Source organism: Asaia sp. SF2.1 (assembly GCF_000505765.1).
GTDB lineage: Bacteria > Pseudomonadota > Alphaproteobacteria > Acetobacterales > Acetobacteraceae > Asaia > Asaia bogorensis.
The window spans coordinates 82953-107133 of record NZ_AYXS01000023.1; the positions used below are offsets into that span (position 1 = coordinate 82953).

Here is a 24181-nt window from a genome sequence, read left to right on the forward strand (position 1 = left end):
GCAACAAACACAGAGGAGGCAGAGACAAAGCGCATCAGATTGCGCTCTGCTCCAGATCGACATTCAGGCCGAGCGACTTCAGTTCCTTGATCAGAACGTTGAAGCTCTCGGGGATACCGGCTTCGAAATCGTCCTGCTCACGCACAATGGCCTCATAGACCTTCGTACGGCCGGAAACGTCATCGGACTTGACCGTGAGCATTTCCTGCAGGGTGTAGGCGGCACCGTAAGCTTCAAGAGCCCAGACTTCCATTTCACCGAAGCGCTGGCCACCGAACTGCGCCTTACCACCCAGCGGCTGCTGCGTGACGAGCGAGTAGGGACCGATCGAACGGGCATGGATCTTGTCGTCAACAAGGTGATGCAGCTTCAGCATGTAGATGTAGCCGACTGTGGTGCGACGCTCGAAAGCCTCACCCGTACGGCCGTCGATCAGCTGCGACTGGCCCGACTTGTCCACACCGGCCTTCACCAGCATATCCTCGATATCCGGGATCGACGCACCGTCGAACACCGGCGTTGCGATCGGCACGCCCTTGCGGAGGTTACCGGTCAGCTCGAGAAGCTGCTCGTTCGGCAGGGTTGCGATATCGCTCTCGAACACGGCATCGCCATAGACATCACGCAGGCTCTCAAGCAGTTCGAGCTTGCGCTCACCCGTGCGCTGGTAATCATCGGCAATCTTGCCGATGTTCTGGCCGATATTGGCACAGGCCCAGCCCAGATGGGTCTCGAGAATCTGACCGACATTCATGCGCGACGGCACGCCCAGCGGGTTCAGAACGAGATCGACAGGCGTACCATCTTCGAGGAACGGCATGTCTTCAACCGGCACGACGCGCGAGACGACACCCTTGTTACCGTGACGACCGGCCATCTTGTCACCCGGCTGCAGCTTGCGCTTCACAGCCACGAAGACCTTGACCATCTTCATCACGCCCGGCGGCAGCTCGTCACCGCGCTGCAGCTTCTCGACCTTGCTGTCGAAACGGGCCTGAATCTTGCCAACGGCAGCGTCGTATTCGCGGCGCAGCGTTTCCAGCTCGGACATCACGCTGTCATCGCTGACCGTGATGTTACGCCATGCGCCACGCGGATGCTCGTCCAGAACCTCGTCGGTGATGACGGTGCCTGCACGGATACCCTTGAAGCCGGCAGCCGCTGTCTGGTTGAGCAGACGCTCACGCAGACGGGCTACGAAGCTGCGCTCCTGAATGGCGCGCTCGTCGTCACGATCCTTGGTCAGACGCTCGATCTCGGCGCGTTCGATCGCCATAGCGCGCTCGTCCTTGTCCACGCCACGGCGTGAGAAGACGCGCACGTCAACGATCGTACCGCTCGTGCCCGGGGGCAGCTTGAGCGAGGTGTCGCGAACGTCAGAAGCCTTTTCACCGAAGATGGCGCGCAGAAGCTTCTCTTCCGGCGTCATCGGGCTCTCGCCCTTCGGTGTGACCTTGCCGATCAGGATGTCGCCCGGGTTCACCTCGGCGCCGACATAGACGATACCGGCTTCGTCGAGGTTGCGCAGGGCTTCCTCACCGACATTAGGAATGTCGCGGGTGATTTCTTCCTGACCCAGCTTGGTGTCACGGGCCATGACTTCGAATTCTTCGATATGGATCGAGGTGAACACGTCATCACGGGCGATACGCTCGGAGATGAGGATCGAGTCTTCGAAGTTGTAGCCGTTCCAGGGCATGAACGCGACGAGCACGTTGCGGCCCAGAGCCAGTTCACCCAGTTCGGTGGACGGACCGTCAGCAATGATGTCACCGGCATGAACCGTGTCACCCACGCGCACCAGCGGACGCTGGTTGATGCAGGTGGACTGGTTCGAACGCATGTACTTGCGCAGACGATAGATATCGACGCCCTGGGTCGACCCTGCTTCGTCGGTAGCACGCACGACGATACGCGCACCGTCGATCTGGTCGATCACACCATTGCGCTTGGCAACGATGGTCGCACCCGAGTCATGGGCCACAGCAGCTTCCATGCCCGTACCGACCAGCGGCGCATCGGCGCGCACCAGCGGCACGGCCTGACGCTGCATGTTCGAGCCCATCAGTGCGCGGTTGGCGTCATCGTTCTCGAGGAACGGAATGAGCGCTGCGGCGACTGAAACAAGCTGCTTGGGCGACACGTCGCAGGCCGTGACCTGCTCGGGCGGCACCAGGCGGAAGTCACCCGAACGACGGACAGAAACGAGTTCGTCGGTCAGACGGCCCGTGCTCTTGTCCTGCGCGGCATCAGCCTGGGCGACGATCAGCTTGTCCTCTTCCATGGCGGAGAGGTACTTCCAGCCGGCCTGCAGCACACCGTCCTGAACAAGGCGGTACGGTGTTTCGATGAAGCCGTATTTATTTACCTTCGCATAAGTCGAGAGCGAGTTGATCAGACCGATATTCGGTCCTTCAGGCGTCTCAATCGGGCAGATACGGCCGTAATGCGTCGGATGAACGTCGCGGACTTCGAAGCCTGCACGCTCACGGGTCAGGCCGCCCGGGCCAAGCGCCGAAAGACGACGCTTATGCGTAACCTCAGAGAGCGGGTTGGTCTGGTCCATGAACTGGCTGAGCTGCGACGAGCCAAAGAACTCACGCACGGCAGCAGCAGCAGGCTTCGCGTTGATCAGGTCATGCGGCATGACCGTATCGACATCGACCGAACCCATACGTTCGCGAATGGCGCGCTCCATGCGGAGCAGACCGACGCGGTACTGATTTTCCATCAGCTCGCCAACGGAGCGGACGCGACGGTTACCGAGATTGTCGATATCGTCGATCTGGCCGCGGCCATCCTTGAGCTCGCACATGATCTTGACGGTGCGCAGGATGTCTTCCTTACGCAGCACGCGCATGGTGTCCGGCGCATCGACTTCAAGACGCATGTTCATCTTGACGCGACCCACAGCCGAGAGGTCGTAGCGATCGGCATCGAAGAACAGGCCCTGGAACATGGCTTCTGCCGTTTCCGGGGTCGGCGGCTCACCGGGGCGCATGATGCGATAGATATCGATTAGCGCTTCGTCGCGGCGGTTGTTCTTGTCCACGGCCAGCGTGTTGCGAATCCAGGGGCCATGCGAGGAGTCGACGGCAAGCATCGGCAGCTCGGTGACGCCCGATTCCTCGAGCGCTTCGAGGCGCGCTTCGGTCAGCTCTTCGCCGGCCTCGGCGTAGATCTCGCCGGTGTTCTCGTTGACGAGATCCTGCGCGATGAAGCGGCCCAGCAGATCGGCGCGACCAACGAGCACGTCCTTGGTGGTTTCCGCGATCTTGCGGCACATGCGCGCGGTCAGCTTGGCGTCAGCCTCGGCCACGACTTCACCGGTATCGGCGTCGTACAGCGGCTCAAGCAGCTTCATGCCACGGAAGGCTTCGGGGTCGAACGGACGGGCCCAGCCCTTCGGCATGCGCGTGAACGGCACGGTGCCATAGAAATAGGCCAGGATTTCATCCTGATCCATGCCACGGATGCCAAGCGCCTCGACATCACCACCCTCGGCAGCCTTGGCGGCGCGGGCAGCTATGGAGTGCTCGCCCTCAAGGGCATAGAGCAGGGTCGTGACCGGCAGCTTGCGCTTGCGGTCGATACGCACATAGATCAGATCCTTGGCGTCGAATTCGAAATCGAGCCACGAACCACGGTACGGAATGACGCGGGCAGCGAAGAGATACTTGCCGGAAGAATGTGTCTTGCCCTTGTCGTGATCGAAGAACACGCCGGGGCTGCGATGCATCTGGCTGACAATGACGCGCTCGGTGCCATTGATGATGAACGTGCCGTTATCGGTCATGAGCGGCATGTCGCCCATGTAAACCGGCTGCTCCTTGATGTCGCGGATCGAGCGCGAGCCCGTATCCTCATCCACATCCCAGACGATCAGACGCAGAATAACCTTCAGCGGCGCGGCAAAGGTCAGCCCGCGCTGGATGCATTCCTCGACATCATATTTCGGCTCTTCGAGTTCATAGGAAACGAACTCGAGACGGCCACGTCCCGCAAAATCGTTGATCGGGAAAACCGACCGGAACACTTCCTGAAGACCCGTCTGCTGACGGCTGTCAGGCGCCACGTTCATCTGAAGGAACGTCTCATAGCTTGCGCGCTGCACGTCAATCAGGTTGGGCATCGGCGCCACTTCGGGGATCCGCCCGAAGCTCTTGCGAATCCGCTTGCGTCCTGTGAACGATTTGGTGATTGCGTTCATCTATCCCTGCCCTCTCGCACCAGACCTTCGGGTCGTCCACATGCCAGGAGACCTGTCATGGCGGGCGACCGGAACGACCGGTACCGTGAATTCAAATTGTTGTTGCGTGACAACCGGCCCTTATACAGGGTTTGTCCGCAACGGCAAATCGGGCGGAAACCCGAAAGGATTTCCGCCCTGACCTGTCTCAATCCACAACCGGCCCCGCCCAAAGGCGAGGCGCGGTCCGTGGGCTTGATTACTTGACTTCGACCTTGGCGCCGTTGTCTTCGAGCAGCTTCTTGATCTTGGCTGCCTCGTCCTTGGAAACGCCTTCCTTGACGGTCTTCGGTGCGCCTTCGACCAGGTCCTTGGCTTCCTTCAGACCCAGGCCCGTGATGCCACGGATTTCCTTGATCACGTTGATCTTCTTGTCGCCGGCTTCGGCGAGGATCACGGTGAACTCGGTCTGCTCTTCAGCAGGAGCAGCGGCAGCAGCCGGGCCAGCAGCAGCAACGGCAACCGGAGCGGCAGCGGAAACGCCCCACTTCTCTTCGAGCAGCTTCGAGAGTTCAGCAGCTTCGAGAACGGTCAGAGCGGACAGTTCGTCAACGATTTTGTTCAGATCGGCCATGATGATGGTCCTATATGGTAACTGGTTTTCGATTCACAACCCGCGCTCCTGAAGAGGAGCGGTGCTGCGTGAGACAATTCAGGCGGCTTCGCCGGTCTTGGCATAGGCGCCGAAAACGCGAGCAAGCTGGCCGGCCGGAGCCTGGACAACGCCTGCGATACGCGTAGCGGGGGTAGAAATCATACCCACCAGCTGCGCACGCAGTTCGTCCAGCGACGGCAGTGCGGCAAGAGCCTTGACACCATCCGCATCGAGCGTCTGGCTACCAAGGGCGCCACCGAGCACCACAAGCTTCTCATTCGTCTTGGCGAACTCGACGATCGCCTTCGCGACTGCAACCGGATCCTCAGACCACGCAAGCGCGGTCGGGCCCTTCAGCAGCGGAAGAATCCCGTCGAATTGGGTCCCATGCAGAGCGAGGCTGGCCAGCCGGTTTTTCGCAACCTTGTACGTCGCACCCGCCGCACGAACGCGTCGACGCAGCTCCGTCACATCAGCTACCGTGAGACCTTTGTTTTCGGTCACGACAACCATGGACGTGCTGTTGAACACGTTGGCGAGGAATTCGACGAAGGCCCGTTTTTCCTGACGGTCCAAATCCATTCTCCTCGTCAGTCCGGAAACCTTGGCTTCCAGACCGGGTTACCCATGGCACTTCCCCGCAATTGGAAAAGTACCGCTCGCCTGTCCATTCAATCGGAACCCAGCATTCCGGCAGGTTGCCCCACCCTTGTCTGCTGGCGCCCCGTCTCCCGCTCGCGGATCTCTCTCAAGATCCCTTAGACTGCCCCTTGGAACAGCACGCCCGGTCTCGGACAGGTTCGGAAGCGAGGGATTTCCCCCCCCCCGCCCCTGCGCCACCGCACGACCAGGTCGCGCGGTGTCATCTCTCAAATCAGGCCGTGAACGACGCTACGTCGACGCGTACGCCCGGACCCATCGTGGAAGACAGGGCTGCCTTCTTCAGATAGGTACCCTTGGCGCCAGTCGGACGAGCCTTCTGGACGGCATCGACCAGAGCCTTGATGTTCTCAACCAGCTTGTCTTCACCGAAGGAAGCCTTGCCGATACCGGCATGGATGATACCGGCCTTCTCGGCGCGGTACTCGACCTGGCCGGACTTGGCTGCCTGAACGGCACCCTTCACGTCCATGGTCACCGTGCCCAGACGGGGGTTCGGCATCAGGCCACGCGGGCCGAGGATCTTACCCAGACGACCGACCAGTGCCATCATGTCCGGGGTCGCAATGCAGCGATCGAACTCGATTTCACCGTTCTGGATCTTCTCGGCCAGATCTTCTGCGCCAACAACTTCCGCACCGGCTGCCGTGGCTTCTTCAGCCTTCGGGCCGCGGGCGAACACGCCAACGCGCAGGGTCTTGCCCGTACCGTTCGGCAGCGAGATCAGACCACGAACCATCTGGTCAGCGTGGCGAGGATCGATGCCGAGGTTCAGCGAGATTTCGATGGTCTCGTCGAACTTGGCCTTGGCGTTACCCTTGACCAGGGCAACAGCTGCGGACAGGTCGTACTGCTTGTCGGTGTCAACCGTCGCGCGGGCGGCGTTCAGCCTCTTGTTCTTGGCCATAGGATCAGCCCTCCACCACGTTCAGACCCATCGACTTGGCCGAACCGGCCAGCATGCGCACAGCGCCGTCGATGTCATTCGCGTTCATGTCCTTGAACTTCTCTGCAGCGATCTCGCGCAGCTGCGCGGTCGTGACAGAACCAACAGCGGCAGCCTTGCCGACTGTCTGGCTGCCCTTGGAGACCTTAGCGGCCTTGAGCAGGAAGTAGGTGTTCGGCGGGGTCTTTGTGACGAAGCTGAACGTACGATCCGCATAGGCCGTGATAACGACCGGGATCGGCATGCCAGGCTCGAGAGTCTGCGTCTTGGCGTTGAACTCCTTGCAGAACTGCATGATGTTCAGGCCGCGCTGACCCAGGGCCGGACCAACTGGCGGCGACGGATTCGCCTTGCCTGCCGGGATCTGCAACTTGATGTAGCCAACGACTTTTTTGGCCATATCCGGGACTCCTTGATGGTTTGCCCGAACCGCGGTTCCAGTGAGGCGTTTGCGATCTCGCGACCGCTCATGCCTCTCCCGCGTTCCGAATGGGAGCGGCCCCTTAACGCCCTGCGGTTGGGGCTGTCAAGTCTTTCATCATCGCGCGGTGCCCGTTGCCGACAGGGGAGTGACCGCCGGAACGGCGGGTGTCGCACCGGTCAGGTTCACATCGCTGGCGCTGTTGCGCGTATCCACATCGCCTGCGGGTCGCGGGTGATGCAGCCCGTCATATTGAAGCACACCGAACGGATCGATGGACTTGACCGAAGGCAGGGCCGAACGATCCCAACCACCGCCAAGCGCCTTGATAAGGCGGACACTGGCCTGAAGCTGGATCGTCTGGGCCTGAACCGCATCAATACGCGCCACAAGGGCCGCCTGCTGCGCCACAACCACGTCGAGGTAATTGGTCAGCCCGCCCGTGTAGAGCGCCATGGTCATGCGCTGCGTCCGCAACGCTGCGTCCACCGCCGCATATTGCTGCTTCTGCTGGTCAGCAAAGGCACTTGTCTGCGAGAGGCCGTCTTCCACATCCTGAAAAGCGGACAGCACGGTAGAGCGATAATGATCGGCACTTTCGCGATACTGGGCCCAGGCACGCTGCAAAGCCGCACGACGCAAGCCTCCGGTAAACAACGGCTCCACGGCCTGCACGCCGTAACTCCACATCGAGTTACCAAGACTTGCGAGGTCGAAACCGTTATTCATGAAGCCACCATTCAGGCTGAAGGTGACATCCGGATAGAACGCAGCCCGCGCAACGCCAATGGCGCGGCTGTTCGCCGCCAGATTGCGCTCGGCGGAGGCAATGTCAGGGCGTCGCTCCAGAAGCTGCGAGGGCAATCCGCTCGGGATACGCAGGATGGAATACGGCAGAACCTGCTTGTTGGTCGGGGCGATCTGGAAGCTGCCCGGAATGGTGTTCACCATCACCGCTATGGCGTGCTCCAGCACCTGACGCTGGGCACGCACATGGCTCTGAGAGGCCATCGTGGCGTAGAGCTGGTTCTCGGCTCGCGAGACGTCGAGCCCCGCCGCAATTGCTCCGGCCTGACGAAGCTGGGTGATCTTCACGGCGGTCTGATAATAGCGAATCGAGTCGGCATACACGGCATACTGGGCATCCAGCCCGCGCAACCCGAGATAGTTCGATGCCAGCTCCGCCTCGAGCATCAGGCGCAGATTGGCGTAGTCGGCCGCACTGGCCTGCGCCATGTTCTTTTGCATACGTGTGGAATTGCGGATGCGGCTGAAGAAATCAGGCTCCCATGTCGCGGCACCGCTATAGAACACGCTCGACTCGGTTGTCGGCGAATTGGCATTGGCCCCGCGCCACAGACGGGTGAGCGACGTCTTGTTGTTCGACATCCCCGCTGAGCCATTGAGCTGTGGCGCCAGTTGCGCCTCTGTCTCCCGTGCGATGTCGCGTGACTGCGTGAACACCTCCGCCTGAGCCTGCAGGTCAGGATTGGAGGCCAGCATCTTTTCTTCAAGGGCGTTCAGCTGGGGGTCATGAAAGACCTCCCACCATTTACCCTTGGGCACATCGTCGGCCGGTCTGGCGTCCACCAGAACCCCCTTCCCTTTCCATCCATCGGGATAGATGAATTTCGGGGCCTGGTAGTGCGGCGCGAGATCGCAGCCGGAAAGCAGGGCGAGGCTGAAAACAGCACCAGCGGCACTGCCACGCAAGGCGCGGCGCCTGGATCCTGCCCTCATCGACGCGCCCCGTTCTCGTTGGTGCCACCATCGTCATCTTCCGGAACCGGCTGATGCGGCGCAGGAGCCACATTCTTGCGCGGTGCGGCTGTCGCATCGTTATAGCCGCGCGTTGCAGGCACCACCTTCACCTCGTCACCTTCGAGCATATCTGCCGTGGGATTGGCCACGATCTGGTCCTTGGCCGCAATGCCGCCAAGGATCTGGATCGTCATGCCATAGTTGATGCCCGTTTTCACGTCGATCAGATGAATACGGTTATCGACCACCGTGGCGAGCTGTGTGCCTTGGGCGCGAAAGATCAGCGCATTGACCGGCACGATCAGGACACCAGGTTCGCCGGGAGCGGTGAAATGGGCGGTAGCGTAGGAATCCGGCCAGAGCGACCCATCCTTGTTATCCAGCTCAAGCTCGGTCGTGACCGTTCGCGTCGAGGCATTGAATGCCTGCGCGGTGGCCAGAAAGCTTGCATTGTAAACGCGACCGGGGAATTGCGGCAGGGTGAGCTTGGCCGCGAGCTTGTCGGAAATCACAGCCGCATAATCCTGCGGCACCGACACGAAAACACGCATGCGATGCGTATCCGCCACCGTGAAAAGCTCGGACGCACTCCCGCGGGAGTTCAGATCACCGCCGCCTGCATTTACGTAGTCGCCTACATTCACCAGACGCGACGTTACGATACCATCGAACGGTGCCACGATGCGCTTGAAGTTTTCCAGAGCTTCAAAGCGCTCGACCTCATGCTGTGCCTGATCGACCTGCGCCTTCTGTGCCGCAGCGTTAGCAGCCTGCACATCCACTTCCTGACGCGACACGGCCTGTGTGTCACGCAGATCAGCCCAGCGCTTGGCGGTAATCACGGCCAGCTTGTAACGGGCCAGAACCACGTTGTAATTCGCCTTGGCGGCCTCGTACTGGGCATCAAGGCTTGGCGTACTGATCTCGGCCAGCAGGTCGCCCGATTTCACATGCGCGCCGTAGTCCTTGTACCACATCTTCACGTAGCCCGAGACCTGCGCATAGATCGGTGCCTGATACCAGGCGGCCAGATTGGCTGGCAGATCGAGATGCCGCTCGGCCGGGCCGGCCTGCGGGTTGATCAGGCTCACACGCGCTCGGGCATTGTCGTCTGCCTCCTCGCGCAGGGTGCCGTAATGCATCGAACGCTCGACGATTCCCCAGACGGCCAGAAGAACGGCAACACCCAGCACGATGAGAATGATAAGGCGGCCCCGCTTGCGGTTCGGCTCGGCACCTTGTTTTGGGTGCTGGGTCATGCGTGGGCTCCCTCATCTCCGCGTTCACGCGGCTTTCTGTAATGGACAATGGCAAAAACACAGGGGACGAACAGGAGTGTCGCCGCCGTCGCCACCAGCAGGCCACCGATCACGGCCTTGCCGATCGGGGCATTGTCGGAATTGCTTATGGACATCGGCACCATGCCGATAATCATGGCCAGCGCTGTCATCAGCACGGGGCGGATACGCTCATAACCTGCTTCGAGCGCCGCCTTGAGCGCGTCACCATGGATCTCCATCCGCTCACGCGCGAAAGAGATGACAAGAATGGCGTTGGCCGTGGCTGTACCCATGCACATAATGGCGCCCGTCAGAGCGGGTACCGAAAGCGAGGTATGGGTCAGGAACAGGCTCCAGGCGATGCCACCGAGCGCTCCGGGAAGCGCTGTGATGATCACGAACGGATCCAGCCAGGACTGAAAGTTCACAACGATAATCAGATAAACGAGCGTGATCGACATAGCGAGGCCGACGATCAGCTGCGAATACGCATCCGTCATCGTCACCGCCTGACCACGAACCACCAGATGCGAGCCGCGCGGCAGCTCCGAACGCATCGAGTCCGCAACGCGCTGTACGGATTTGGCCACAGTGCCAAGATCGATATTTTCGTTGGCTGCGTAGATATCGAACACCGGCATGATGTTATAGTGTGCAACCTCCGCCGGGGTGCCTGTCTGCTCGATTTCGGACAAGGCGCCCAGAAGCTGGGGCTGGGCATTGGTCGGGTTACCGTCACCACGGTCAATCGGCACGGTCTTGAGATCATTGAGCGTCTGCAGATAATTCGCAGGCGTCTGCACGTCGATCAGCTGGGCGACACCTGAACTGTTCAGGAAGTACACCTGCCCGACCTGCGCCGAGCCCGAGAGCACGACGAGCGCGTTCTGGGCGATATCCTGCTCGGTAATACCGGTGCCCAGAGCAAAGCTCCGCTTCGCGTTGATACTGAGCGTAGGCTGCGTCATAGGCTGCTGGATCGAGACATCGGTGATGCCCGGGATCGTGGCCAGCTTGCGGCGGAGCTTTTTGGCAAAGGCGAAATTGCCATAAAGGTCACGGCCCACAACCTGCACGTCCAGCGGCGCAGGTAGCCCGAAATTCAGGATCTTGGCCGTGAGGTCGGCAGGCTGGAACGTGATCTGTGTGCCGGGGAAGGCCTCGATCAGGCCCGCGCGAATCTTGCGACGGTACTCGGCGGTCGGGCTCTCGTCATTCTTGAGCGAGACAGTGATATCGCAGTCTTCGGTCCCTACGGTGGGGGTCGGGATAAAGGCCTGATTCAGCTGCGAGAACGGCAGGCCGCAATTGTTCAGTACGGCGTCGATCTGCCCGGGCAGGATCTCGTGCATCTTCTTCTCGATCAGCACGGAAATCTTGCCGGATTCCTCCAGACGCGTCCCGATGGGGGCACGCATATGGAGTTGCAGTGTGCCGGACTTGATTTCAGGGAAGAAATCCTCACCCACGAAGTAGTAGAGCCCCGTAGACAGGATCGACACGCCCATGAAGAACGGGACGAACTTCACACGTTCCTCGATCAGACCGGCCAGCACGATCTTGTAGCGCTCGCGGAAACGAAAGAACCCGCTCTCGAAGCCGCGCTGGAAGCGGCCGAAAAATCCCGGCTCCCTGCCGTCATCACCATGCTCATGCGCGGCGACCTGCGCGGCCAGCATCCAGTTGGCCATGGTCGGCACCAGCGTTCGCGACAGGATGAACGAGGCGATCATGGCGAAGATAATCGCCTCGGCCATCGGCATGAACAGCCAGCCCGCAACACCTGTCAGTTCGAAAAGCGGAAGCCACACAATGCAGATACAGGTTGTCGAGACGAAAGTCGGGACCACGATCTGATTGGCCGCATCGATAATGGCCATTTCCAGATCCTTGCCCATTTCGAGATGAGCATCGATATTCTCGATCATGACGGTCGCGTCATCGACGAGAATACCCACCGCCAATGCAAGACCGCCAAGCGTCATCACATTGATGGACTGACCCGCAAGACTCAGCCCGATGACCGAGCAGAGAATGGCGAGAGGGATGGAGGTCGCGACAATCAGGGTGGAACGCCATGACCCGAGGAAGAGCAGCACGGCAAGAGAGGTCAGAAGCGCGGCGATGATCATCTCGCGCACCACGTCCTCGACCGAATCCTTCACGAAGCCGGAGGCGTCGGTCAGGATCTTGATACTCGTTCCCTTGGGCAGCGTATCGATAACCTGAGGCAACAGTTTTTTGACGCCTGCCACCACATCGAGTGTCGAGGCATCGCCGCTTTTCATGATGACCATCATGACGGCCTGACGGCCCTTCACCAGCACCATGTTGGCCTGTGGCGGGCCACCGCGATGCACATATGCCACATCACGCAGATAGACGACTGAATTGCCAACCTGCTTCAGCGGCAGGTTGTTGAAGGTCTCCACCTCGCGGGGCTGCGCATTGGTCCGCACCATGTAGTCGAACGGCCCGATACGCTGATCGCCCGCTGGCAGCACGATGTTCTGCTTGTTCAGCGCCGTACTGACATCCACCGCGGACAGGTTATGCGCCATCAGCTTGGAGGGATCGATATCGACGGTGATGTAAGGCGCCAGACCACCATAGGGATTCGGTATCGATACGCCGGGTACGGAAACGAGCTGGGGCCGGATCAGGTTGGATGCCATGTTGTACAATTCGGAGCCATTGAGCTTGTCCGAATTGATCTGCAACGTCAGCACCGGCACCGAGGAGGCGTTATAGGCCAGAATCAGCGGTGGCGTCGCCCCGGTGGGTAATTGCTTGATAACCGTCTGCGAGACCGAGGTGATCTGGGTCTGCGCCACCGAGGTATCGGTACCGGGCTGGAAATAGACCTTGACGATACCGCGGCCGTAATAGGAGCCACTTTCGATGTGCTCGATATTATTGACCGTCGTGGTCAGGGTTCGCTCGTAGTAATAGACGACACGCCCTGACATGTCCTCGGGCATCAGACCCAGATAGGACCAGACGATCGCCACAACCGGAATATTGATGTTCGGGAAAACGTCTGTCGGCGTCTTGAGAACCGAACGCACACCGAAAATGACGATGAAGATGGACAGGACAACGAAGGTGTAGGGCCGCTTAAGCGCGGTAATAACAACCTGATTCATGCAGTCGACCCATCACGCAGTATGGAAACCGCCCTTCGCCTGTGCTGATTGCCCGGCGTGAGGAGTCCCCATCCGTTTCCCGATATCATCAAGGACATTCCTTTTCCTGTTACGGCCAGAAATACAAATACGTCGGATGCCGACAAGGAAAATTCCTTTTAAGTTCCGGTTTGGAACGACCTTTCACCTGACTGTCACATAGCGCGGCCAGTCATCGTCCCTTAAGCTCCTGTGCCCCCCAAGCCCCTCGGTAGAGAAAGGGCGACGCCATAAGAAAGAAGCCCTGTCATCCCGAAAACGCCTATGTCACGAGGTTTTTCTCGACTGGCATAAGACAGGCATCGATATCAGCAGGCTGTTTCAGGCGACTCCGAAACTGGAAACACCATTTCAAAGGCACAGCCCGGACGTTCGGCCGCTCCATCACCATCCGCGATTGCCAGATCAACCCCATGCAACCTCAATATGGCCATGACGAGGCTGAGTCCGAGGCCGCTTCCCGGGACATGGCGACTCTTGTCCGAACGGTAAAAACGCCCGAGAACCGCCTCTCGTTCCGCTGCCGGAATACCAATGCCGGTATCGGCCACGCGCAACTGGATAATCCCCGGCCCGGGAACGGCTGAAATCGTGACACGCCCGCCCGAAGGTGTAAATTTCATCGCATTGTCGAGCAGGTTGGCCAGCACCTCCACCAACAGATCGCGATCACCGAATGTGATCATCGGGTCAGGCACGCGCTCGCCCGGCCGGGTCGATGCGGCAGATGGCAGAACCGGCATGACCGCATTGGTCAGAACGAGACCATTGGTCTCGGCAATCGGCTCGTAAAGATCGACAATGTCCGCCACCAGATCAGCAAGATTGACGTATCCAAACCCGGCACGACGCCGGCCATTCTCGATCTCGCCAATACGCAGCAGCGCCGTAATGACCGAAAAGCACTGATCGAGGTCCATCGTGGCGCGCTCGATCACCGAATTCAGATAATCGGCATCGTGCGGGCTCGATGTGGCACGCTCCAGCCGGGCGCGCACGCGTGTAAGAGGCGTACGCAGATCATGAGCAATATCGTTGCCGACATCGCGTATCTCATCCATCAGGTATTCGAGGCGGTCGAGCATCCTGTTGACCGAACCGGCCAGACGTTCAAGCTCATCCCTCTCGCGCGCTGCGGGCAGACGCTCATGCACATCGCCCTGCATGATGCGATCAATGGCCTCGTGCATGGTCTTGACGCGGGCCAGCGCCCGATGGCTGAGCACGACACCTGTCAGCAGCGCAAACATGACGACCGGGAAGACCGACAGCAGCGCGCCACGACGTATCATGTAGTGAAGTTCGGACAACAGGTGCAGCGAATGGGCCAGCACCAGTATGCGACCGCCCGGCACCTTGACCGCCAGAAAACGCATCTCGTAGGGCGCGTCATCTGTGGGTGAGAGCGTCAGGCGGTGAACCTTGCCATCAACCTCCAGCCCCTCGGGCCAGGCTTTGAGGTCACCCGCGATATGGTGATAGTGACCATCGAACAATCCAGCCCAGTTGATCACCACGCGCAGTTCGTTGCTTGCTCGCTCGCGTACCTGATATTCCAGACGCTCGGGCGTTTCCTGCACCAGTACATCGGCCTCCCGATGCAGGATACCGCTCGATCTCTCAGCCTCGAAATGCGTCATCTGCACGAAAAGCAGAACGAATTGCAGCACCATGCCGCCAATGATGGCGGCCACGAAAGCCAGCGTCAGACGGAAGGTCGCGGTACGGAAAACGCCAAAGCGCGGATTGTCAGAGAGCGACACGCAGCATGAACCCCGATCCCCTGATGCTGTGGATCAACGGCGTTTCACCGGTGGCATCGATCTTGCGACGCAGCTTGCCGATATGCACGTCAACCAGATTGGTCTGGGGAATGAACCGGTAGTTCCAGACATCCTCGAGCAGCATGGTGCGGGTGAGCACCTGGTTCGGCCGGCGCATCAGATATTCGAGCAAGCGGAACTCACGCGGCAGCAATTCGATCTCCCGCCCTTCGCGGGTCACGGTGCGGTCGATGAGGTCCATGTCCAACGGCCCGACGCGCAGCATTGTCGCGCGCGTGTCGTTGGGCCGCCTCAGCAGGGCCTCGATGCGCGCTACCAGTTCATCCATGGCGAAAGGCTTCGTGAGATAATCATCGCCACCGGCCTTGAGACCGGTCACGCGATCATCCACGGCCGAGAGTGCCGACAGAACAAGCACAGGCGCGTGGATGTTCTGGTTGCGAAGCTTCTCGATAACTGAAAGCCCATCGAGCAGGGGCAACATGCGATCAAGAACCATCAGATCATAAGCGTCGCTCGTGGCTGCCTCGAGCCCGGCCTGACCGGTGGAAACGTGCGAGACAGCAAAGCCGCGCGCGGCCAGTTCCTCAACAACTTCTTTTGCAAGCGTGTCATCATCCTCAACAAACAGGATGCGTGTTTTTGCAGACAGCTCTGGCGAAGCAGAAGAGAGACTATGATCCGGTTTCATGATGTCATTTCTGCCTAATCCCGCCCCGCTTCGATAGTAAAATTCAGCTTAAAGCTCATCCAGCGTTTCAAGGTCGTCACCCGGCCCCTGCCCGTCAAGCCCACGAAGCTTGCGCCCCAGAACACGGGTGCGCCGCCTCGCCTCATCGATCGTATTGCTCATGGCACCTGCGCCACGGGAGAGTTTTTCAAGCACACCGTCCATGCGCAGCATTTCCTGCCTGGTGAGCCCCAGAAGCCGTGCGATGGCGTCCGTGCGTTCCTCCAGCGCCAATGTCACATATCCGAGATGGACTGTACGCAGCAGGGCGGGAATGAGGGAAGGCCCCATGATGATAACGCGGTGCACACGCCCAACCTCATCGATCAGCCCCGGTATGCGCGCAACCTCCATGTAGAGCCCATCCGTTGGCAGGTAGAGCACGGCGAACTCGACGGTAAGCGGTGGATGGATATATTTCTCGGCAATCTTGCGCGCCTCCAGACGCACCGCGTTATCGAGCGCGCGCCGCGCGATACGCTCTGCTGCCTGATCGGCGCGATCCACCGCATCGATCAGACGCTCATAGGCTTCGGTGGGGAATTTGCTGTCGATAGCTAGGCGCGGCGGCGTGGCGCTGCGCACCGGCATGCGCAGGGCAAACTCCACAACCTCACCACCATCGCCGATCCGGTAGTTACTGTCGTAGGATTCTGCGGGCAGAATATCGTCCAGTATCGCGCGCAGCTGGGCTTCACCCCAACCGCCACGCGTCTTGACGTTGCCAAACAGCCTTTTCAGATCGCCAATTTGGGCTGTCACGGCGGAGACTTCGCCGATGGCCTTCTGCATGGCTGAAAACTGCTCGACTACACGCTGGAACGAGGTCTGCATCTGTTTTTCAACAGTGACGTGCAGCTGCTCACTCACAGAGGCCCGGATCTGGGCAAGCTGCTCAGCATTTTCACGCATCATGTCGCGCAGCATCTGCGCCTGAGCCAGCCGTGTCTCGGCAAGCTCCTGACCGAGGCGATGACTCAACCCGGCCAGACGATCGCTCATATCGCTACGCTGCTGTTCGAGACGCGAGGACAAAACCCGCTCGGTCTCGATCAGGGCACTACGATGGAACTCACTCTCGCTGCCGCGTTCGGCTGCGTCACGCTCAAGCAGCACGTAGATGCGTGAGAGAAGGTCCCTGTCAGTGCCACGGCGCGAGAGCCGTGACCACAGAAACACCGAGATAGCCAGGGCGATGACAGCCACCAGCCAGGGGAAAAAACTGAAGAAATCCTGCGACAAATCCGGCTCCGCTTTACCTCCCCTGTATAGGAACAAAATAGGAATAGCGGAAGGTGTTTCGCTGCAAGCCTTTCTACCTCAGCCCGCGGCGGCCAGATTGATTACAGCAGGGATAGAGCCTCCCTGATGCAGATAATCAGCAGAGAGGCCCTTCAGGCAGAATCAGTGGATATTGCCGTAGGAGGCGGCACCAATACCCGGGCAGGAACATGGATTACCCAGCGGCACCTGTGTCGGCATCTTGCAGGTATAGATACCTGCCTTGCAGGTATAGCCGTACCCAACGACCTGCGCACCCGGCGGCGTGGGGCCAGGTGCCGCCGTTCCCTCACAGGCGGCAAGCATGAGCAATCCGGCAAGGCCGCCGAGAACACGGGCAGAACGTCTGAAGTTTGTCGGGTTCGTCATGGTTTACACCTTTCTTGTTTGCTCCCGGCTCTGAAAGTCGCCGGTTTTCTCGTTGGCCAGAACGACGCAGAAACAAGGCAGTTTTCAGGCGGATTTGTCACGATATTGCGCCACCAGCGCCTCGCAGAATGCCGGGAGATCGTCGGGATTACGCGATGTGACCAGATTGGCATCGACCACAACCTCGCGATCAACCCAGTTTGCCCCGGCATTGAGCAGATCCGTCTGAAGTGACGGCCACGACGTCAGGGTGCGGCTTTTGACGCCACCCGCCTCAATCAGGGTCCATGCACCGTGGCAGATGCTCGCGATTGGCTTTCCCTGAGCAACGAACCCGCGCAGGAACGCAATTGCGGCCTCGTTGATACGCAGCGCATCGGGATTCGTTGTCCCGCCAGGGAGAAGGATGCCAGCGAACTCCATATCGGCAGCCTCGCCGATGGTCGCGCCAACCTCGATGGTCGAGGCCGGGTGCACGTCGCCCTTCATGGACTGGATGGTGCCTTTCTCTGGGGCGACGACCAGCGTCCTGAAGCCATTTGCCTCAAGAGCCTGGCGTGGCTGGACAAGCTCACATTCTTCAACGCCATGTGTGGCGAGGATGGCAATGCACGGATTCATGAGATGATCTCCTGATACGACGCGCCCACAGCCCGGCATTGAGCCTTGTCAGCGCATGATGTTCTGCCATGACGCTGCACAGGCTCGAGGGTTCGCTACTCAGCGCTTTGCGGCAATCGCCCGGCCGGCGGCCACGCCACTCGACCACGCCCACTGGAAATTATAGCCGCCAAGCCAGCCAGTCACATCCACCGCTTCCCCAATCGCGAAGAGACCCGGCACATCGCGGGCCTCCATGGTCTTGGACGACAGTGCGCGCGTATCGATCCCACCCTTCATGACCTCGGCCTTGGCGTAACCCTCTGTACCCGACAACCGGGGTCGCCAGGACGCAATCCGGGCAGCCAGCTCGACGATGCGTTTGTTTGGCAAGTTTGCAAGGGTGCAGGTCACATCCGCGAGGCTGATCCCCGCAATATGACGCGCCAGACGTTGCGGCAGGTCCGCCAGCAGCGAGGCAGGCTCGGCGCGAGGTCGTGCCTTCTTGATGGCACCCAAAGCCTCGCGGGCATCCTTGCCCGGCATCATGTCGATCAGCGGCGCATCGAGCGGACCGTCCTGATAGGAGGAAATCTGTAATATCGCGGGACCGGAAAGACCTCGATGGGTGAACACCATCCCATCCGTGAAGCCGGTTTTGCCAAGGCTCGCGCGCACAGGCAGCGACACGCCGGCAAGATCGGGCAGCGGCGTTTCCAGCGTAAGAGGCACGAGGCCGGGCACCGTCGGCACCACATCCAGCCCGAATTGCCGTGCAAGACGCAGCGAAAGATCGGTCGCACCAAGCTTGGGGATGGAAAGCCCCCCTGTTGCCAGCACCAGATTGCGACCTTCGATCTCACCCCGGTCTGTCCTGACGATAAAAGTCTCGCCTTTTGTGACCGCCTGGATGCGCGTGTCGAGATAGAGCGTGCAGCCCTCGGCCTCACGCAGCAGCAGCGTCACGATGTCACGGGCCGACTCGGCACAGAAAAGCTGGCCTTCCGCCTTCTCCTGCCAGCCAATCCCGTGGCGCTCGACAAGAGCCAGAAAATCGCGCGGCGTGTAGCCTGCCAGTGCGGAGCGCATGAAATGACGATTGGCAGAAAGGAAGTTCTCGGCGCGCGCATCCAGATTGGTGAAATTGCAGCGCCCACCCCCTGAAATCAGGATCTTGCGGCCGGGCTCGGACGCATGGTCGAGAATAGCCACCGACGCCCCACCCTTGTGGGCCGCCGCCGCCGCCATGAGCCCGGCAGCGCCGGCGCCGAGAACGACCGCATCAAACAACTTGTCCATCTGATACCCTGCGTCGCTCAGAAATCGAGATCGGCGTAATGCGCGGGCGGATTGAATCCGTTGACCCGGTCATTAAGCAGGGAGCGGAAGCTTGGGCGTGATTTCATGCGCGCATACCAGTCCTTGGCCGCAGGTGCCTTCGACCAGTCGATATCTCCAATATAGTCGAGGCAGGACAGATGCGCTGCTGCCGCAAAATCGGCCATCGAGAGCATGTTACCTGCCAGCCAAGCGCGTGTTTCGGCCAGCCACCCGATATAATCGAGATGAAAGCGCATATTGGCATAGCCCGCACGCAGGGCCGTTCCGTCCGGATTACCGCGCCCGGCCAGACGCTTGTCGACCTTTTCACCCAGAAGATTGCGCGAGACTTCATGGCCGAACTTGCCCTCGAACCATGCCATGAGGCGACGGACCTCGACGCGCTCTGCCAGGGTGCGCCCCATGAGCGGCGTGTCGGGATAAGCCTCCTCAAGATATTCGCAGATCACCCATGCGTTCGGGATGGAAAGGCCGTTCTCCTCCACCAGAAGCGGGACATCACCCGCCGGGTTCAGGGCGAGATATTCAGGACGGTTTTCCCAGACCTTTTCGGTCTTGGGTTCATAGGGTAACCGTTTCTCGGCAAGAACGAGCCTGACCTGACGGCTTTGCGGCGAGAGCGGCAGATGATACAAAATGCGCATGCAGTATTCTTACGCATCTGCCATGCCGTGAAGCAAGAGAGCTGCAGCGTTCCTTTGCGCCATTTTCTGCCCCATCTTCGATCCTGATCTCTCAGGGTCTCCCCAGAGCGTCCCCCGATCATGACAGACCAGATGACCCGCGCTGAAACCGACCTTGCCGCCGCTACTGCACCCATGCGTATCCGGGCGCGTGGCCGCTCTTTTCTCGCCCTTGTCCTGTCACCCGAGGCCCCGCTGGCCGACTGGCTGCTGGGGCTGGATAACCAGATCGCCCGCTCGGTCGGTTTCTTTGCCGGTCGCCCCGTCATTCTCGATCTCGGCCTTCTTGCGCCAGAGGCCGAGGGGCTGGACAGCCTGCAGCAGGATCTGGAAGCGCGCGGGATACATATGATCGGCATCGAGGGAGCCGATCGCAGCTGGGTGCAGCTTAAGGAATGGAATTGGCCTGCCGCGCTTGGAGGCGGCAGAGCCAGCGGCGCCGTCGAGTTTCCCGAGGCCGAAGGCGATACCCCTCCCCCCGTTATGGCCCCGACGCAACGCGCCGAGACCCTGATTATCGATCGGGCAATACGCTCGGGTCAGAGCATCATGCATCTGGATGGCGATATCGTGATCATCGGCTCAGTGGCCTCCGGGGCCGAACTGATCGCCGGAGGCTCCATCCATATCTACGGGGCGCTGCGGGGTAGAGCCATCGCCGGTGTGGGCGGCCAGCCCGGCGCACGCATCTTTGCCAGCCGTATGCAGGCGGAATTGCTGGCTATCGACGGGTTTTACATGATTGCCGAGGAGATTGCCCCCGACCTTCATGACCAGTCGGCCCAGGCCCTCCTCAGCGAAGATCGCGTGATCGTCACCCGACTGGGCTGATGGAACTATTTGCGATCTGGTGATTGCGGCACGAACCTATTCGTCAGTAGTATTGTCTCTGGTCGCCTGACGAACGCGCGATCGTTTCATGGAAGTTTGGTGGAGCGCACATGGCTAAGGTGCTGGTAGTCACATCCGGTAAGGGCGGGGTCGGCAAAACGACCACGACAGCAGCACTGGGTGCCGCGCTTGCCCAGTCGGGTCAGAACGTGGTGGTGATCGATTTCGATGTCGGGCTGCGTAATCTCGATCTCGTCATGGGTGCCGAGCGTCGCGTTGTTTTCGACTTTATCAATGTGGTGCAGGGCGACGCCAAGCTCTCACAGGCGCTGATCCGCGACAAACGCGTTGAGACCCTTTCCATCCTTCCCGCCTCGCAGACACGCGACAAGGATGCACTGACCGCCGAGGGCGTTGCCAAGGTCATCGACGAACTGCGCGAGAAATTCGACTGGATCATCTGTGATAGTCCCGCCGGTATCGAGCGTGGAGCCCAGATGGCCATGTACCATGCAGATATCGCAGTCGTCGTGACCAATCCCGAAGTCAGTTCCGTGCGTGACAGCGACCGTATCATCGGCATGCTCGACAGCACGACCGAGAAGGCGAAGAATGGCGAGAAGGTCGAGAAGCATCTTCTGATGACGCGCTACGACCCGTCGCGTGCCGCCAAGGGCGAGATGCTCAACACCGAAGACGTGCTCGAAATCCTGTCCATCCCGCTGCTTGGCATCATTCCCGAGAGCGAAGAGGTCCTGCGCGCCTCGAATGTCGGTGCTCCTGTCACCCTTTCGAACCCTGAATCGGCCCCGGCGCGCGCCTATTTCGATGCGGCTCGTCGCCTCCAGGGCGAGAAGCTCGAAATCCAGATACCGATCGAGCGCAAGGGCATACTCGACTGGCTGTTCAAGAAGAGGGTCGCATGAGCCTGTTCGGACTTTTCACCAAGCGCAATACAGGCGCTGTGGCGCGTGACCGCCTTCAGATCCTTCTGGCGCATGAGCGTTCCGGTAATGGCAACTCTGAACTGATCAGCCAGTTACATCGCGAGATCCTTGAGGTGATCAAGCGCCATGTGGCGGTCGATCAGGACAAGGTTCAGGTCAAGCTCGATGGCGGCCTCGACGGATGTTCGGTGCTTGAAATCGATATCGAGATGCCGCAAATCGACAAGGAAACACGACGCTCGGCCTGAATTTACAGGCCAGCGTCAAGACTGGAGACAGGGATTGAGCGGTTTTTTTGGGTCGATGATCAACTCTGCGCTTGGGTCCATGGGTGACAAGCTCAAGGAAAAGCTGGGCGGCAGTATCGGTGAGTATCTCACCAGCGAGCAGGGTATCCAGACCCTCGTCGAGCAGGCCCGCAAGGCCGGTCTTGAGGACAAGGTAAGGTCGTGGATTGGCTCCGGTGAAAACCTGCCGATCTCTGCGGACGAACTGCGCGCCCTGCTCACCGACGATCAGATTCAGATGCTCGTTTCAAAGACAGGTCTCCCTGCCGGTGCATTGCTCCCGGCGCTCGCACAGTTCCTGCCTGGCGTGGTGGATCACCACACAAGTGAGCAGGATCAGCCCCCAGCCGCAGGCTGAGGCCCCGCCATTACTTCACCAGACAGTATGGTCTGATAAGCAGCCGGGTCGGATATCGATCCGGCTGTTTTGCCGTTCACGGTCTTTATCCACCGCGCTTCAGACCACCGGCAGCCGACCTGACCTGCCGCCTGGTCAATCGCTCCGGGGACTTCTCTGCCTCATGGACATACCCAATCGCGCCATGAAATGCATCGAGGCTGCCCTGGCGAGAGAACTGAGAAGTCGCAACCGTGCCAGGCTCGCAACCCTGGCCAGCATGATCATTGCATCGAGCCAGATGCTTACCTCAAACGTCGTTAGCCAGGTAACAACCTCCGGGAGAGCACTGGCGGTAGTACGCATTATGTCGCGCTGCCCATACCAAATAATCATGCTCCCGAGACACAAACCGATAACCATGGCGAGCCCGTACAGGGGTGTGATCCGGCTTATCAACGCGGCAGGCAGGACGACCATCAGATGACCCAGAAATTCTGCTGTGGACGTTCCGCGAGATACGGCCAACATGGACCAGAGTGTGAGGAAAACCGCCAAAGCCATCACAGCATCTCCTGCGTCATGTTTACCTGCTCCTCGCCGCTCTACCCGCTTCCGTCCTCGCCTGTCCCGTATCAATCTTCAACTTTGCTGAGCTACCTGACTGTAGGAGTCGCCGCAGCGTTCGAGAAACCTTATCGCTGTGAAGAAGCCGGAAGCGCATCGAGGGGCGTGAGCGGCTCGACAGGAAAACGGATCAGCAGATAAGGCGGCTCACGCCGGTTATGGCCCTCATTGAATGACGGCAGGCGATTCCACTGCCCAAGCGTACAATAGATCCAGTCACGCGTGGCACAGATGCCATCAGGTGACAGGATACGCGCATCCCTGACAGCCATCGCAAACGACCCGTCGGAGTCACGGCGCAGGATGCAATCATGCTCGTAATTCGTGGTGTAGAGCCGGCCATGCTGATCGAAACATAGGCCATCGGCTGTGCCCTTTTCGCCCTCATCCCGTATCTGGGCAGCCAAGGCCTCATCCGACAGGCTTTGATCGGCCAGTGTGCGCGTCGGTATGCTGTAAAGGCGCCGGCTTGTCAGCGGTGCGTAATACAGGCGGGATTCGTCAGGCAGCAAGGCAATACCATCCGCCCCCCCTGACACCATCTGGGGATGATGCGGCACGTAGCGTCTGGGCTCTCCTTCCACAATTGCCATGAACCCCGGTACGGCCTGGGTCGAAACATGATGCGCCAGAACCCGCTTGGTCTGGCCAGTGGCAATATCTGCAACAATCATGGCAGGCTCATCGCCGAATGAGGAATCCGTCACGAAGACGGTTCCCTTGGCACCGACCGACAGGGCAACGCGCAGATCATTCATATGACTGTTCGGCAGCATGACCGGGGATTTGAGCAGGATCTTGTGCGTGACGCGGTTGCTAACCGGGTCGATGCAAACAATCTTGGCCGCCCCTTCAGGAATGTCGTGGCCCGCAAGTTTGCCATCATCGATCACCCATAGCCGTCCGGCAGAATCATGGGCGATGCCATGGACAGACATCAGGCGATCTGCCGGGGCCCTGTCGGATGGGAGGCTGAGCTCGGCTGACGGATAGGGCACCACCACGCCCCCCTTGACCTCACCCAGTGTGGCACCGGCATGGTTATCGGCGTGACGCGGAAAGCTGACGAACATGCGGCCATCGGGCAGCACGGCAACGCCAGATGGCCCCGGTCCAACAAACTTGGCGACAATGTCGAACTCACCGCTCGAACTCGTCCCATCATCGGCATTGCCTGAGGCAAGGGCCGGACCAGCCACCCCCAGCAGCGGTGCAACGGAAGCAGCAGAAAGAAAGGACCGGCGTTTCATGGCAGGATTCACCTCGA

20 protein-coding genes are annotated in these 24181 nt (G+C 60.0%); 4 read left to right on the top strand and 16 right to left on the bottom strand.

The window, feature by feature from the left end:
* Positions 1–34 precede the first annotated feature (34 nt).
* From rpoB to P792_RS29920, 15 genes are all read right to left on the bottom strand, one after another.
* Entirely contained in the window at positions 35–4210 is a 4176-nt protein-coding gene (gene rpoB / locus P792_RS29855) for a DNA-directed RNA polymerase subunit beta (protein ID WP_023979010.1), read from the bottom strand.
* A gap of 238 nt (positions 4211–4448) precedes the next feature.
* A complete protein-coding gene (gene rplL, locus P792_RS29860) occupies positions 4449–4823 on the bottom strand; it encodes a 50S ribosomal protein L7/L12 (protein WP_023979011.1) in 375 nt (124 codons plus the stop codon).
* A 78-nt stretch (positions 4824–4901) separates the two neighbouring features.
* On the bottom strand, positions 4902–5420 hold the full coding sequence (rplJ, locus tag P792_RS29865) for a 50S ribosomal protein L10 (RefSeq protein WP_023979012.1): 519 nt from the start codon (positions 5418–5420) through the stop codon (positions 4902–4904).
* Between the two features lie 298 nt (positions 5421–5718).
* Entirely contained in the window at positions 5719–6411 is a 693-nt protein-coding gene (rplA, locus tag P792_RS29870; RefSeq protein ID WP_023979013.1) for a 50S ribosomal protein L1, read from the bottom strand.
* A 4-nt stretch (positions 6412–6415) separates the two neighbouring features.
* The gene (rplK, locus tag P792_RS29875) at positions 6416–6850 is read right to left on the bottom strand and encodes a 50S ribosomal protein L11 (protein WP_023979014.1); all 435 of its coding nucleotides are present in this window, start codon (positions 6848–6850) and stop codon (positions 6416–6418) included.
* Positions 6851–6988: 138 nt separating this feature from the next.
* Positions 6989–8611 carry an efflux transporter outer membrane subunit gene (locus tag P792_RS29880; protein ID WP_031240979.1) on the bottom strand — a complete coding sequence of 541 codons (1623 nt, stop codon included), beginning with the start codon at positions 8609–8611 and terminating at the stop codon, positions 6989–6991.
* The gene (locus P792_RS29885; RefSeq protein ID WP_023979016.1) at positions 8608–9891 is read right to left on the bottom strand and encodes an efflux RND transporter periplasmic adaptor subunit; all 1284 of its coding nucleotides are present in this window, start codon (positions 9889–9891) and stop codon (positions 8608–8610) included. Before P792_RS29885 ends, P792_RS29880 begins: the two co-directional genes overlap by 4 nt.
* The gene (locus P792_RS29890) at positions 9888–13058 is read right to left on the bottom strand and encodes an efflux RND transporter permease subunit (RefSeq protein WP_023979017.1); all 3171 of its coding nucleotides are present in this window, start codon (positions 13056–13058) and stop codon (positions 9888–9890) included. The genes P792_RS29885 and P792_RS29890 overlap by 4 nt, the downstream gene beginning before the upstream one ends.
* Before the next feature lie 347 nt (positions 13059–13405).
* Complete coding sequence (locus tag P792_RS29895; protein ID WP_023979018.1) at positions 13406–14860, bottom strand: HAMP domain-containing sensor histidine kinase; 1455 nt, start codon at positions 14858–14860, stop codon at positions 13406–13408.
* Complete coding sequence (locus tag P792_RS29900) at positions 14847–15572, bottom strand: response regulator transcription factor (protein WP_035439996.1); 726 nt, start codon at positions 15570–15572, stop codon at positions 14847–14849. The genes P792_RS29895 and P792_RS29900 overlap by 14 nt, the downstream gene beginning before the upstream one ends.
* A 48-nt stretch (positions 15573–15620) precedes the next feature.
* Positions 15621–16853 carry a DNA recombination protein RmuC gene (locus P792_RS29905; protein ID WP_031240985.1) on the bottom strand — a complete coding sequence of 411 codons (1233 nt, stop codon included), beginning with the start codon at positions 16851–16853 and terminating at the stop codon, positions 15621–15623.
* A 162-nt stretch (positions 16854–17015) separates the two neighbouring features.
* The gene (locus tag P792_RS0119185; protein WP_031240987.1) at positions 17016–17261 is read right to left on the bottom strand and encodes a hypothetical protein; all 246 of its coding nucleotides are present in this window, start codon (positions 17259–17261) and stop codon (positions 17016–17018) included.
* Between the two features lie 84 nt (positions 17262–17345).
* Complete coding sequence (locus P792_RS29910) at positions 17346–17882, bottom strand: type 1 glutamine amidotransferase domain-containing protein (RefSeq protein ID WP_031240988.1); 537 nt, start codon at positions 17880–17882, stop codon at positions 17346–17348.
* 99 nt (positions 17883–17981) lie between these two features.
* The gene (locus P792_RS29915; RefSeq protein WP_023979023.1) at positions 17982–19160 is read right to left on the bottom strand and encodes an aminoacetone oxidase family FAD-binding enzyme; all 1179 of its coding nucleotides are present in this window, start codon (positions 19158–19160) and stop codon (positions 17982–17984) included.
* A 17-nt stretch (positions 19161–19177) separates the two neighbouring features.
* Positions 19178–19846, bottom strand: a complete 669-nt coding sequence (locus P792_RS29920) for a glutathione S-transferase family protein (protein ID WP_023979024.1) — start codon at positions 19844–19846, stop codon at positions 19178–19180.
* Positions 19847–19978: 132 nt separating this feature from the next.
* On the opposite strand from P792_RS29920, the gene minC reads away from it, so the two are divergent.
* The 4 genes from minC to P792_RS29940 all read left to right on the top strand — a co-directional run bounded on the left by minC (position 19979) and on the right by P792_RS29940 (position 22308).
* Positions 19979–20716, top strand: coding sequence for a septum site-determining protein MinC (gene minC / locus P792_RS29925; protein ID WP_023979025.1), 738 nt, complete (start codon positions 19979–19981; stop codon positions 20714–20716).
* A gap of 110 nt (positions 20717–20826) precedes the next feature.
* Entirely contained in the window at positions 20827–21642 is an 816-nt protein-coding gene (gene minD / locus P792_RS29930) for a septum site-determining protein MinD (RefSeq protein WP_023979026.1), read from the top strand.
* Positions 21639–21911 carry a cell division topological specificity factor MinE gene (minE, locus tag P792_RS29935; RefSeq protein WP_023979027.1) on the top strand — a complete coding sequence of 91 codons (273 nt, stop codon included), beginning with the start codon at positions 21639–21641 and terminating at the stop codon, positions 21909–21911. Before minD ends, minE begins: the two co-directional genes overlap by 4 nt.
* Positions 21829–22308: a YidB family protein gene (locus tag P792_RS29940; protein WP_408734841.1), complete on the top strand. Its 480-nt coding sequence runs from the start codon at positions 21829–21831 to the stop codon at positions 22306–22308. The genes minE and P792_RS29940 overlap by 83 nt, the downstream gene beginning before the upstream one ends.
* A 674-nt stretch (positions 22309–22982) precedes the next feature.
* On the opposite strand, the gene P792_RS29950 is transcribed toward P792_RS29940, so the two are convergent.
* Positions 22983–24164, bottom strand: coding sequence for an SMP-30/gluconolactonase/LRE family protein (locus P792_RS29950; protein ID WP_023979030.1), 1182 nt, complete (start codon positions 24162–24164; stop codon positions 22983–22985).
* Positions 24165–24181: the final 17 nt, after the last annotated feature.

Excerpts from the sequence above, each read along its gene's own strand:
- rpoB (WP_023979010.1), bottom strand. The coding sequence starts at position 4,210 with ATGAACGCAATCACCAAATCGTTCACAGGACGCAAGCGGATTCGCAAG.
- rplL (WP_023979011.1), bottom strand. The coding sequence starts at position 4,823 with ATGGCCGATCTGAACAAAATCGTTGACGAACTGTCCGCTCTGACCGTT.
- rplA (WP_023979013.1), bottom strand. The coding sequence starts at position 6,411 with ATGGCCAAGAACAAGAGGCTGAACGCCGCCCGCGCGACGGTTGACACC.
- rplK (WP_023979014.1), bottom strand. The coding sequence starts at position 6,850 with ATGGCCAAAAAAGTCGTTGGCTACATCAAGTTGCAGATCCCGGCAGGC.
- P792_RS29880 (WP_031240979.1), bottom strand. The coding sequence starts at position 8,611 with ATGAGGGCAGGATCCAGGCGCCGCGCCTTGCGTGGCAGTGCCGCTGGT.
- P792_RS29885 (WP_023979016.1), bottom strand. The coding sequence starts at position 9,891 with ATGACCCAGCACCCAAAACAAGGTGCCGAGCCGAACCGCAAGCGGGGC.
- P792_RS29890 (WP_023979017.1), bottom strand. The coding sequence starts at position 13,058 with ATGAATCAGGTTGTTATTACCGCGCTTAAGCGGCCCTACACCTTCGTT.
- P792_RS29900 (WP_035439996.1), bottom strand. The coding sequence starts at position 15,572 with ATGAAACCGGATCATAGTCTCTCTTCTGCTTCGCCAGAGCTGTCTGCA.
- P792_RS0119185 (WP_031240987.1), bottom strand. The coding sequence starts at position 17,261 with ATGACGAACCCGACAAACTTCAGACGTTCTGCCCGTGTTCTCGGCGGC.
- P792_RS29910 (WP_031240988.1), bottom strand. The coding sequence starts at position 17,882 with ATGAATCCGTGCATTGCCATCCTCGCCACACATGGCGTTGAAGAATGT.
- P792_RS29915 (WP_023979023.1), bottom strand. The coding sequence starts at position 19,160 with ATGGACAAGTTGTTTGATGCGGTCGTTCTCGGCGCCGGCGCTGCCGGG.
- P792_RS29920 (WP_023979024.1), bottom strand. The coding sequence starts at position 19,846 with ATGCGCATTTTGTATCATCTGCCGCTCTCGCCGCAAAGCCGTCAGGTC.
- minC (WP_023979025.1), top strand. The coding sequence starts at position 19,979 with ATGACCCGCGCTGAAACCGACCTTGCCGCCGCTACTGCACCCATGCGT.
- minD (WP_023979026.1), top strand. The coding sequence starts at position 20,827 with ATGGCTAAGGTGCTGGTAGTCACATCCGGTAAGGGCGGGGTCGGCAAA.
- minE (WP_023979027.1), top strand. The coding sequence starts at position 21,639 with ATGAGCCTGTTCGGACTTTTCACCAAGCGCAATACAGGCGCTGTGGCG.
- P792_RS29940 (WP_408734841.1), top strand. The coding sequence starts at position 21,829 with ATGGCGGCCTCGACGGATGTTCGGTGCTTGAAATCGATATCGAGATGC.
- P792_RS29950 (WP_023979030.1), bottom strand. The coding sequence starts at position 24,164 with ATGAAACGCCGGTCCTTTCTTTCTGCTGCTTCCGTTGCACCGCTGCTG.